The 11,720-nt window shown below is 61.6% G+C and carries 9 protein-coding genes; 7 read left to right on the top strand and 2 right to left on the bottom strand.

The window, feature by feature from the left end:
- The 4 genes from G9X64_RS05945 to G9X64_RS05930 all read left to right on the top strand — a co-directional run bounded on the left by G9X64_RS05945 (position 1) and on the right by G9X64_RS05930 (position 5,814).
- On the top strand, positions 1–3,402 hold the full coding sequence (locus G9X64_RS05945; RefSeq protein ID WP_171376183.1) for a UvrD-helicase domain-containing protein: 3,402 nt from the start codon (positions 1–3) through the stop codon (positions 3,400–3,402).
- An 81-nt stretch (positions 3,403–3,483) separates the two neighbouring features.
- Positions 3,484–4,230: a multiubiquitin domain-containing protein gene (locus tag G9X64_RS05940; RefSeq protein WP_171376182.1), complete on the top strand. Its 747-nt coding sequence runs from the start codon at positions 3,484–3,486 to the stop codon at positions 4,228–4,230.
- Entirely contained in the window at positions 4,205–5,377 is a 1,173-nt protein-coding gene (locus tag G9X64_RS05935; RefSeq protein WP_171376181.1) for a ThiF family adenylyltransferase, read from the top strand. Before G9X64_RS05940 ends, G9X64_RS05935 begins: the two co-directional genes overlap by 26 nt.
- The gene (locus tag G9X64_RS05930; RefSeq protein WP_171376180.1) at positions 5,377–5,814 is read left to right on the top strand and encodes a ubiquitination-like system serine protease family protein; all 438 of its coding nucleotides are present in this window, start codon (positions 5,377–5,379) and stop codon (positions 5,812–5,814) included. The genes G9X64_RS05935 and G9X64_RS05930 overlap by 1 nt, the downstream gene beginning before the upstream one ends.
- Positions 5,815–6,357: 543 nt before the next feature.
- On the opposite strand, the gene G9X64_RS05925 is transcribed toward G9X64_RS05930, so the two are convergent.
- The gene (locus G9X64_RS05925; RefSeq protein ID WP_171376179.1) at positions 6,358–6,588 is read right to left on the bottom strand and encodes a helix-turn-helix transcriptional regulator; all 231 of its coding nucleotides are present in this window, start codon (positions 6,586–6,588) and stop codon (positions 6,358–6,360) included.
- Positions 6,589–7,470: 882 nt separating this feature from the next.
- A complete protein-coding gene (locus G9X64_RS05920) occupies positions 7,471–8,424 on the bottom strand; it encodes a LysR family transcriptional regulator (RefSeq protein ID WP_171376178.1) in 954 nt (317 codons plus the stop codon).
- A gap of 141 nt (positions 8,425–8,565) precedes the next feature.
- On the opposite strand from G9X64_RS05920, the gene G9X64_RS05915 reads away from it, so the two are divergent.
- The 3 genes from G9X64_RS05915 (at position 8,566) to G9X64_RS05905 (ending at position 11,484) form a co-directional block, all read left to right on the top strand.
- A complete protein-coding gene (locus tag G9X64_RS05915; protein ID WP_171376211.1) occupies positions 8,566–9,528 on the top strand; it encodes an MBL fold metallo-hydrolase in 963 nt (320 codons plus the stop codon).
- A gap of 25 nt (positions 9,529–9,553) precedes the next feature.
- On the top strand, positions 9,554–10,138 hold the full coding sequence (locus G9X64_RS05910) for a dioxygenase family protein (protein WP_171376177.1): 585 nt from the start codon (positions 9,554–9,556) through the stop codon (positions 10,136–10,138).
- 248 nt (positions 10,139–10,386) lie between these two features.
- The gene (locus G9X64_RS05905) at positions 10,387–11,484 is read left to right on the top strand and encodes an aldo/keto reductase (protein WP_171376176.1); all 1,098 of its coding nucleotides are present in this window, start codon (positions 10,387–10,389) and stop codon (positions 11,482–11,484) included.
- Positions 11,485–11,720 lie beyond the last annotated feature (236 nt).

Here is an 11,720-nt window from a genome sequence, read left to right as displayed (position 1 = left end):
ATGGATGGCGTGGAACTCGCCAGGCAAGTCGCCGCCGAGCTTCACGCTCGCCTCGTTGCGTCCGGCGCCGATCCTTGGTCGCCTTATGACTTTGCTGTCGCTGAAGCCAAGCGGCGTGGGATCGACGTCGAGCCGACGGCGGCGGGGGCGGCTGTACTCAACGGTGGTCGCGCGACCTTTGTCGCCGCCGACGATCTGATCCTCCACGAGAATATCGGGTCTCGGTTTGAGCAGGCCTTCCTCGTTGCGCACGAGCTTGGCCATGTCGAGCTCGGCGACGATCTTGATGGCGAAGCGGCGCCGACAATTGATCCGGTCCGCACTGCGGAGCCGTCGCCGGTCGGGATCGATCGGGTGATCGACTATGGGCGCAGGCAGCGTCGCGAGGTCCAGATGGATCTTTTCGCGCGCGAACTGCTGCTCCCTCGCAACGTCGTGCGAACGCTTCATGTCAATGAAGGACTTTCCGCTTCTGAGATCGCTGTAAAACTCGGCGCGCCGTTCGAGGTCGTGGCGCAGCAGTTGTTCGATGCCTTGCTGTTGCCGCCGGTGCCGCCAACGTCGGTGGAAACGCATGTCGAAAGGCCGCTGAATTCTCTGCAAGCCGCGGCGGCAGCACATCGAGGGGAAGCCTATCTGCTCGAAGCGGGTCCCGGCACCGGCAAGACCCAGACGTTGATTGCGCGCGTCGAAGGCCTTCTGGAGGAGAATATCGATCCGAGGCGTATCTTGCTGCTGACCTTCTCGAACAAAGCGGCGGGCGAGATGGCGGAGCGGATCGCGCGCAAGCAGCCCGATGCAGCCGCCGCGATGTGGATCGGGACGTTCCATGCCTTCGGCCTCGATATCATCCGTCGCTTCTATGCGGAGCTTGGCCTGCCAAAAGACCCTCGGATGATGGATCGGACCGAAGCGGTCGAACTCCTTGAGGAGGAGTTCCCGCGGCTAAGGCTCGCGCACTACCGCAACCTTTACGATCCGACCCAGATTATCGCCGACATGTTGGCCGCCGTCTCGCGGGCGAAGGACGAAGTGGTCAACGCCGAGACCTACGCCGAACTCGCCGACGCCATGCTGGCGAAGGCGGCTGATCCAGAGGCGCGTCAAGCGGCAGAACGCGCCGGCGAGGTGGCCCGTGTCTACTCGGCCTATGAACAGCTCAAGCGCAACGCGCATTGCATTGATTTTGGCGACCTTGTCGCTTTGCCGGTGCAACTGCTCGAAAAGGACGCGGCCATCTGCGCGGCACTGCAGGCGCAGTATGATCATATCCTGGTGGATGAGTATCAGGACGTGAACCGTAGCAGCGTGCGTTTGCTGAGCGCGCTGCGGCCAGATGGCCGAAATCTTTGGATGGTCGGGGACGCCAAGCAGTCAATCTACCGTTTTCGCGGCGCCTCATCTTTCAATATGGCTCGGTTCGGCAAGGAAGACTTTTCCGGTGGCACGCGTGGTCGATTGAAGCGGAATTATCGTTCGGTGCCGGAGGTTGTCGCCAGCTTCTCCAGTTTTTCGATCACGATGCGCGCGGGTGACGCGGAGAGCGGCCTTGAGGCGGAGCGCGCCGCCAACGGTCATAGGCCGGAGTTGCGCACGGTGCAGCGCGCCGAACAGCAGCAGGTCGCTTTGGCCGATGCAATCGAGGAGCTCCGGTGCGAGGGCTACGCCTATCGCGACCAGGCGGTCCTATGCACCGGCAACGAGAAACTGTCGACGATCGGGCAGGACCTGGAACGGCTCGGCGTGCCCGTCCTGTTTCTGGGCAGTCTGTTTGAGCGGAGTGAGGTCAAGGATCTCCTGGCTCTCCTCTCGATCCTTGTCGATCGACGCGCCATGGGTTTGGTGCGGATCGCCTGCTGGCCCGACTTCACTATGCCCTTCGCAGATGTGGCTGCTATCTTCGACCATTTGCGGGCGTCCGAGCAAGCGCCGGGCGACTGGCTTCAACATGGGTATGCGATCCCTGGCGTCAGCGATGCCGGCCGCCAGGCGCTTGCCAAGCTTGCGGCTGTGCTCGGCGGGTTCGACCAAATGGCCTCGCCTTGGACTGTGCTTGCGACGTTACTGCTTGATCGCACCCGCATTGCCGCGCGCCTTGGCGCATCCGAGCATCTTGCCGACAGAACGCGCGGCATCGCGATTTGGCAGTTCCTCAACTTCCTGCGAGTTCAGCCGATGGGCCACGGACTGCCGATCGCGCGCGTGCTCGATCGTGTGCGCCGGCTCGTGCGGCTCGGCGACGACCGCGACCTGCGTCAACTTCCGGCTGCCGCCCAGCATCTCGACGCGGTGCGGCTGATGACCATCCATGGTGCCAAGGGCCTGGAATTCGGTGGCGTCCACATTCCTGGGCTCAACAGCGACACTATCCCGCGCACGCCGCCGGCGCCGCCCTGTCCGGCGCCCGACGGAATGATCGCGGGGACGGAGGGCAGTGCGCTGGAGGCGTTTCGCGCGGGTCAGGCCGAGGAGCAAGAGTGCCTATTCTATGTGGCGCAGTCGCGCGCCCGCGACCGCCTGATTCTCTATGCTCCGACCGAGAAGAGCAACGGTCACAACCGACCGCTGTCGCAATTCCTCGACCGTCTCGGGGTCACCTTGATGCGCCGCTCGGTCGTGCCGGTGCGCTCGCTTCCCATGGCGGTGGAAGCTCAGGATATCGATTTGGTTGTCGACGGCGGGTTGCGGTTCGGGGCGCCGCAGATCGCTCTTTATGAGTCCTGCCCGCGCCGCTTCTTCTATACGCATGTCCTGCAGGTTGGCGGTCGCCGTACCGCGACCGCGTTCATGCACCTGCACGAGGCGGTTCGCGTGGTGGTGGGAGCCGTGATCGCGTCGGATATCCTCATGACCGAACGCGACCTAGAGGATCACACCGACGCGGCGCTTGCCGATCGGGGTCTGGGCGACCATGGCTATCGCGCGGAATTTCGCGATCTGGCCCTTGCGATGCTGCGCTTCTTCCTATCGAACCGCGCTGGCGCGGCAGTCGAGACGCCCGTTGCGCTTAGCCTCAAATTCGGCGGCGAGGAGATCGTGGTTCGGCCGGATGAGGTGCTGGTGCGGCCGGACGGCGTTCGTGCCGTACGTCACATTCGCACGGGCCATATGCGGCCGGCCGAGAGCGAGGATGTCGGGGCGGCGGCCCTGATGCTGGCGGTCCAGCAGGCCTTGCCCGGCGCTGTCGCGGAGCTTGTCCATCTTTCCGACGGCGAGACGCATACTATCGCGTTGTCGGATCGGAAGTTGAAGGGGCGCAAGGACAAGCTCATTGAGTTTCTCGGCGACATCCGGGCGGGGCGGTTTCCGGCCGAGGTTTCGTCGCGCACCTGCCCGAACTGTCCGGCCTTCTTCATCTGCGGCCAGACCCCGGATGGCCCCCTGAAAAAAAAGTTCGCCTGACCTTACCGGTCGGCCGACCTCGCTCCGATTGGACCCTTAGAGCCGCGGCGTCGCCTCGGCCGAACCTAAGGACCCAATCTTATGAACACCGAAGAACTTCTTGATTACGACGATCTCGGCGACGCCCTGCGCGAAGGCCGGGCGTTGCGTCCGGCGCGGGGGTATCGCTTTCTCCTCGCGCAGGGCGATCTCAACTTCCAGCCTCGCGTGGTGAGCGATCCCGTGCCGCTCGGCCGCCAGTTGCTGGAGGTAGCGGCACTCGACCCGCGGGACGGTTACAGCCTCGTCGCGATCCTGCCCTCGGGCGATTTCGAGGATGTGAGGCTCAACGAGCCGTTCGACCTGCGTGAGCGCGGCGCCGAGCGCTTCATCGCCTTCCAGACCGACCGCGACTTCAAACTGACCCTCAACGACGACGAGCTGCGCTGGGGCAAGCCCGTCATCAGCGGCACGGTGCTTTATGGCCTCGCCAAGCCCGGCGAGGGGGAGGCCGTCTTCCTCGAGGTTCCCGGCGGTGAAGATCGCCTGATCGAGCATGGCGAGCTGATCGATCTGGCCCAGCCAGGCATCGAGCGGTTCATCACCGCGCCGCTGACGTTCGAGATCATCGTCAATTCGCGGCCGCGCACGGTGAACGCCCGCACGGTCACGTTCGAGCAGATTGTCCAACTCGCCTTCCCGGGCCAGCACGAACCCAACGTCGTCTTCTCGATGACTTACCGGCACGCGGCATCGACGCCGCACGCTGGTGAGCTCGGTGCTGGCGGCTCTGTTGATGTCAAGAAGAAAGGCACGGTGTTTAATGTCACGCGCACTGTTCAGTCGTAATCCGGACCTCAAGCGGCTGCTGGACGAAGGTTACTTTGTCCAGCAGCGGGGCGGGTATCTCGTCATGCGCGAGGTGCCCTATGTCGACGCGCGCCGGGAGGTGCGCATCGGCGCCCTTATCTCCAGCCTCACGCTCGCCGGAGATCACACGCGTACGCCCGACACCCATGTCGTCCATTGGGACGGCGACTTCCCCTGCCACGCCGATGGCTCGCGCATCCAGGGCATTTCGCATGCCGCTGGCGCCTTCGATCTCGGCCACGGCCTGAAAGCGACGCACAGATTCTCTAGCAAGCCGGATGGGGGGTACACCGACTACCATCACAAGATGACTAGCTACGCGAACATCATCGCGGGTCCGGCCGCAGTGCTGAAACCCGGCACGACGGCTCGCACTTTCCGCGAGCCGGAACAAGAGGAAGATAGCGTCTTCAACTACGTTGAGACCGCTTCCGATCGCATCGGGATAGGTGTCCTGACCGAGCGGCTCATCAACGAGCGGGTCGCCATCATTGGGGGCGGGGGCACGGGCGGCTACATTCTGGACTTCGTCGCCAAGACGCCGGTCCGCGAAATCCGCCTCTTCGACAGTGACGAGTTCCTGACCCATAACGCATTTCGCGCGCCGGGTGCTCCGAGCCTGGAGGAACTGCGAGAGGCGCCCAAGAAGGTCGAATACTTCAAGGGCATCTACAGCCGGATGCACCGGAACATCGTGGCGCACGACGTCGCGCTGGGCGCCGACAACATCCACCTCCTTGACGGCGTCACTTTCGCATTCCTGTCCCTCGATGCGGGTGACGCGAAGCGGTTGATCGTGGAGAAGCTCGAGGCGATCGGTGCCGCGTTCGTCGATGTTGGCATGGGCCTTGAGCTCGACGATGGTTCGCTCGGCGGCATCCTGCGGGTGACTGCCAGCACGCCGGAGAAGCGAGATCACGCCCGGCAGCGTATCTCATTCGGCGGCGGCGGTGCCAAGGACATCTACGCGTCCAATATTCAGGTCGCGGATCTCAACGCCCTGAATGCCATCCTCGCGGTCGTGAAGTGGAAGAAGATCCGCGGGTTCTATCGCGATCTCGAGCGCGAGCATCACTGCACTTACACCACGGATGGCAACATGCTGATCAACGGGGACTTAGCGTAATGCGGCACAAGCGACTCTATCATCGTTTCGTCGAACACATCCCCGAGCGCCTGGAGCCAGGCGTTCTCTATGTGTCGACGGAATATGCAACATCGGCCCACAGTTGCTGCTGCGGTTGCGGGGAGGAGGTCGTCACGCCCTTCACGCCGACGGACTGGAAAATGACGTTTGACGGCGAGACCATCTCGCTTCGTCCGTCGATTGGCAATTGGACCTTGAAGTGCCGATCACATTATGTGATCGACTGCGGTAAGGTGATTGAAGCCGGTCCTTGGAGTGACGAGCAGGTCGAAGCCGAGCGGCGGCGTGATCGCGCCGCGAAAGCGCATTTCTACGGGCAGACGCCAAAGGTCGAGCCTTCTGTTCAGCCTGCTTCTATCAAGGTGGCACCAGGCTTCTGGCGGCGGGTCTGGGACTGGATATCCGGCAGATCGTGACGGTTAAGCCCGACGATAACATGTCGTCGGGCTTAACGTGCTTCTAGTTCGAGTTTGGCCTTACAAGCGGCACAAAGGCAAAACCGAACCAGAGCTCACCGGGACGGATGCGGTTGTTGCCGAAGGCTATCTGATCAATCGCCATACTGAGTTCCGCGCCAAAGAATTCGCGGTCCGGGCCGGCTAGACAGTGCCAACTCCCCGAGGTTTGCGGGAATGGCGACCTCATTGGGAAAATTCCATAAGCTGCTGATTTATATTAGCAATTATGGAAATTTTTTGGCGGCGTTATTTTTGAGGAAAACTGGTAATTTATCATCCCACTCAGATCAGTGGCTGTCTTCTCTAAGTTATTGAAAATAATTCGTTTCCGTGATTGTGCGGTACTATGCGTGATCCACAATGCCCGTGGGGTATTGAGCGGGATAGTTGTGGACCATTCCTGTCTGCGTGCTAAGATGTTGATCTGCATTGAGTAAACGGCGGAATCACGAGGGGTGGTGCCGGACACTGGGATCGGTTGATTGCGCCCGAGCGTGACCATCACGTCTGATCACCCCTGTGCTCAGCGAGTCCCTTGGATGCACGGCACTGCACCTTATTCTTTTCATCCCATGCATCAAGCTCGTCGAGCGGGTAGAGCACGGCCTTGCCAATTTTGACGAAGGACGGGCCAAGACGCATCGCGCGCCAGTTTCGAAGCGTCCCAACCGAAATACCGCCCCGGTAGCGTTCAGCCACTTCGTCAGGCGTAAGAAATTTGCTGTCTGCCACTACCGCCTCCCTCGGCAGCACGACCAAGGCCGTGTCGCCGCGTCTTGCGTTGATCATCGCGGTAGTCTGTCGAGGTTCGCTTCGGGTCTGTGTTTCACGCGCCCGGGGCCCGGTGCCTCACGCTTCCGCATGGACATACATGCTGCGCAATCCAGCGCGGCGAAAGACGTCAGAGGCAGGTGTCGTAGAAACGGATACCGTAGAGGCCACATAGGCGGGGTTAACTGCGCTGCCTCTCGTTGGAGGTGCTAATTTAGAAGCACGAGGCCATGCATGGCGGGCGGCAGCAGGCCCGGGAGGCTCTTAGTGGGCGCGTTAGGTAGCGTTTTCGCGCCTTTGCACTGTGCGCCGACGAGCTAACCGGCTGCTCGCAGCACCGAGCAAGCTAGCATGGAAGCCAGCGCCACTGCTGTCATCAACATTTAGCTGCTGAGCTTCTCTAACAGTATGGCAAACTCGACTTGCTCGCGACCGCTTAGCCGCGCGAGCCGCTCACCGTAGCACCGGGCCAGACTGGCGCGAGCTTGCGTGACGATCTGAAACCCCAACGCTGTGAGCATATTCCATTTCTGAACTATCCTTATCCGAACTACAATACCAGCGGCAACCGATCGAGGTGCGAATATGGTAGCCCCCAAGCGGGGGGCCAGCACATTCGTGAACGGCCAACTCGCGTGGTGGGCGATGCCGGGGACCGCGAGGACCGCGCCGCGGACATGTTCGGCGTCGTTCGTGCGGAACGCTCCCCACGCTCGACCGTGACCTTCGGGCCGTCCACGTGTGAGTAGGTATTATAAAAATTTCCCAAGGAAATTGTCTTGAGCGCTGCAATGATTCTGAAATTATGCAGCGCGCTGAGCCTTACTTGATGATTGGACATCATCACTGATTGCGGATGTATTCCAGGAGAACCCGCATGGCCGCGCTCGTGTGCCGCCGGCTCGGATAATACAGATACCAACTCGGCAGCTTTTGCTGCCAATCGCTGAGCAATTCGACAACTCTACCCTGTGCGACGTCATCGCGAACATAATCCTCGAACAGGTGAGCGACTCCAGACCCCGCAAGGGCGGCTTGGAGCTCTTGATGCGCCGAACTCAATGTCAAACGACCTTTCGGGGTGATTTCCAACTCGTCGCCGTCCTTTTCGAATTTCCATGTCGCCATGGTACCGCCGGGAAAACGGCGGCGAATACAGGCGTGCTGCAAGAGATCGCGCGGTGACTCGGGCCGACCGCGTCTGCGGAGATAATCGGGCGAGGCCACGATCGCATATCGCAGGGCGGGACCTAGCGGCATGGCGATCATGTCTTGAGCGAGTTGGTTCCCGAAGCGCACGCCGGCGTCGAAACCGTGTTCCACGATATCGATGATCGCGGCGTCGCTGACGATCTCGACGTTGATGTCGGGATAAATCTTCATGAATTCGAAGGCCAGAGGGCACAGAACGTGGTCGGCCGCCGGGCCCGGTGCATTGATCCGAACGGTGCCGAATGGGCGTTCGCGAAGCTGATTGAGGTCGTCAATCGCTGTTCTGATGTCGTGGAGAGCGGGCCTTAGCCGCTCGAGAAGCTGCTCGCCCGCTTCCGTCGGCGCGACGCTGCGCGTCGTTCGATTCAGCAGCCGGATGCCCAGCGCTTCCTCGAGCACGCTGATCGATTGGCTGATGGCGGACGACGAAACGCCCCTGCCGAGCGCGGCGGCTCTAAAGCCGCCGCAGCGCACGACGTCGTCAAAGATCTCTAAGCTGTCTAGGCGTAGCGGTCGCATTGCAAAGTCCTGCTTAATAGGCTGATCCATTTTCGTTAGCTTATCCGCGCGCCCCGGCTGTGTCATCCTTGGAGAACATAAGCGAGGCGGCACCACGGATAATCGCGGCCCTTGCTGCCGACGCTCAAATCAAGCGCAGCACCTGCGAGCCGATATATCAACGGGATCAAAACTATGGGTGAAATCACACTGAATCGCAGGAAGATCATGCTGACAGCCGCGTCGGCCGTGACGGGGCTGATCTTGCCGACCGGCATGGCCATTGCGCAGGCTGCTCCCGCTGTGTCGTCCCCAGCCCAAAGTGGAAATGCCGGCCATTACCGCTTTCGCGTCGGCGACATCTCAGCGACCGTGTTGAGCGACGGCTTGATCGGCGGCCCTCCACGGGTCTACGCCAGCGATGCGCCGGAGGCAGAACTACAGGAGGTTCTGAGGCGCACCTTCCTGCCGACCGACCGCCTGACGCTCAATCTCAACACGCTTCTTATTGAGACTAACGGCAGGCGGATCCTCCTCGAAGCCGGAGCCGGGCAGACCATGGGACCGCAAGGCGGTCGCATCTTCGACAATCTGGCCGCCATCGGTTTGCGGCCCGAGGACATCGACGTCGTAGTGGTCTCCCACACGCATCCGGATCATGTGGGCAACCTTCGAACCGCGGACGGCGGCAAGGCTTTCCCACGCGCGACAATCTTTGCGCCACGGGCAGACTGGAACTTCTTCGTCCGTAACGATCCCGACCTTTCCTATATGCCGGTGCCAGAGGATTTCCGTCGCAATTTCGCAGCGGCCATCAAGCGGAGCGTCGAACCGGTCACCAACGGGATCGAGTTATATGAAGCCGGCGCGGAGATCGTACCCGGGCTGACCACGCTTCCGGCATTCGGCCATACCCCCGGCATGGCAAACTTCTTTGTTCAATCGGGGGGCGATCAGCTCCTGCTGACCGCCGATCTCGCCTACCACCCGATCGTCAATGTCGATCGGCCATGGACGCCTGGGCCGGATCGCGACAAGGACACCGCACTCGCATCCCGCCGCCGCATCTTCGACATGGCGGCGGCAGACCGGCTTCTCGTTCTCGGCTTTCACTATCCATTCCCGGGTCTCGGTCGCATACTCAAGACAGACACGGCCTATGCCTGGGTCCCGGTCAATTGGCAGTTCTAATCCGGTGAGCAACGGAGGCCCCGCAATGACGACATCAAGGCGCGCACTTCTTTCGGGTTTTCTCGCCATGCCGCTCGTGCCGCTATCCGAAGCGGTCGCTTTCGGACAGGAGGCGCCGTCGCTGCCGCTGACACGCGCCTGCGCCGACGGAGACGAGCCGACACCCGCCCGCGAGGCCGGCCCGTTCTTCAAGCCGAACTCACCCCTGAAGCAGGTTTTATATCTGGAGGCGCCCCGCGGCGAACGCATCACCGTGGCCGGCTACGTCCTCGATGATCGCTGTCGCCCCACGTCGCGTAGCCTCGTTGAAATCTGGCAGGCGGACGAAAACGGCGAGTACGATCGTTCGGGCTTCCGCCTGCGTGGGCACCAGTTCGCCGATGAACAAGGCCGGTGGTGGTTCAACACCGTGGTGCCAGCGCTTTATCCGGGACGCACGCGCCACTTTCATTTCCGGGTTCAGCGTCCGGGCGGAGTTGTCCTGACAACGCAGCTGTTTTTCCCAGGCGAGCCGGGCAATGCGCGCGACCGGATCTTCGACGAAACGCTGCTCATGACCATTAGCCCCGCAGGCGACGGTCAGTTCGCACGATTCGACTTTGTGGTCTGAACCACGGGTATGTCAGCCATCCAAACTCGCCGCGCCATCGGCTCCTCGCGGGTCGGAGCGGTTATCGCACGTCGCTTAGCGGCAGTGAGCTAGCCGTCGTGCGCGCAAACGCGATCTCATGCCACTGGGCGGCGTCTTCGAGAGCCGTCGATCCGCGTCGAAGGTCTGTTCTAGGTGGTTCGGTCACCCAGCCCGCTATGCGCAGAGGTCCGTGCCTAAGGCAAGCTTTCAATAAAGGAGACTATTGCATGAGCGAACGGCAGAATTCCGGCTTCAGCCGGCGCGGCTTCATCGGTACGCTAGGCACGGGAGCCACCATACTGGCTGCAACACCGTTCATTTCCGGTGCGGCCAACGCCCAAGGCCAATCGAGCGTGCCGGAGACGGCTGCCGCCAAATCCGCACGAACACGAACGATTCCGAGAACGCAGCAGACGCTCACCACACTCGGTCTTGGCACCTTCCTGACCTTTGACGCCCGCCCGGGTGACGACCGCAGGCGCCTTGGCGAGGTCTTTCGGCGCTACGTCGCGGGCGGTGGTCGGGTCATCGACACGTCGCCCCTCTACGGATCGGCGGAAGTTTCTGTTGGCGCGTTCCTTGCGGGCACCCCGGAGGCATCCGAAATTTTTGTCGCCAACAAAATCTGGTCGACCGGCGAATATCTCGGCGACGAGAGTCATGCTGTGGCAAGTTTCGAGCAGTCGAGGCTGCGCATCTGGCGCGACACGATCGACCTCATGCAATGCCACAGCATCGTCAACGCACCTGTGGTCCTGCCCCTCATGCAGGCCTGGAAGAAGGAAGGTCGCATTCGCTACGTCGGCGTGACTCACCATGAATCCGGACTGCAGGATCATCTCGTCGAACTCGTGGAGCGTGGCGGTGTTGATTTCGTTCAGACCAACTATTCGATCTTCAACCGCAGCGCCGAGCGCCGCCTGCTACCGGCCGCCGCCGACCGCGGGGTCGGCGTCCTCATAAACCTTCCGCTCGAAAAGGCGCGCCTGATGAAGGTGGTGGAAGGTTGCCCGCTGCCGGACTTCGCTCGGGAATTCGAAGCCGCGACCTGGGCGCAGTTTTTCCTGAAGTGGGTTATGGCCCATCCAGCCGTCACGACAGTGCTATGTGGTACTTCGAATCCGGAGCATGCCGAGGACAATGTCCAGGCCATGTACGGGCCTCTACCAGACGAGGCGATGCGCCGGCGCATGGTGCAGCACATGGAGACGATCCCGGGCTTCGCCGATATCGGACGGATGCCCTGGTATCCTGACAAGGATGCCCAGTATCAGGGGCTGATCCGGGCGGCACAAGCGACAGCTCGTGCTCGTATCGGCCAATGATCTTCGAATTCGAAGGCAGATCCTCTCACGAACTGTTCGTAAAATGCGATCTTTCATGAAGGACAGGTGTGACGGCGCGCCGTTCTGATGATGCTTAAACAGCAACGCGGAACTCGGCTATGCCATTTCCGCGCGTTCGAAAGGAGCGGGTAGTCGCCCCAAAGTACCCGCTCTACAACGACTTCAGTGCAAGCGGTGGCGGGAGCATCGACGTGATTGAACTCGATCTCGCCACT

Source organism: Rhizobium sophorae (assembly GCF_013087515.1).
GTDB lineage: Bacteria > Pseudomonadota > Alphaproteobacteria > Rhizobiales > Rhizobiaceae > Rhizobium > Rhizobium sophorae.
The sequence above is the reverse complement of the archived record's forward strand: the minus strand, read 5'-3'. Positions and strand labels throughout refer to the sequence as shown.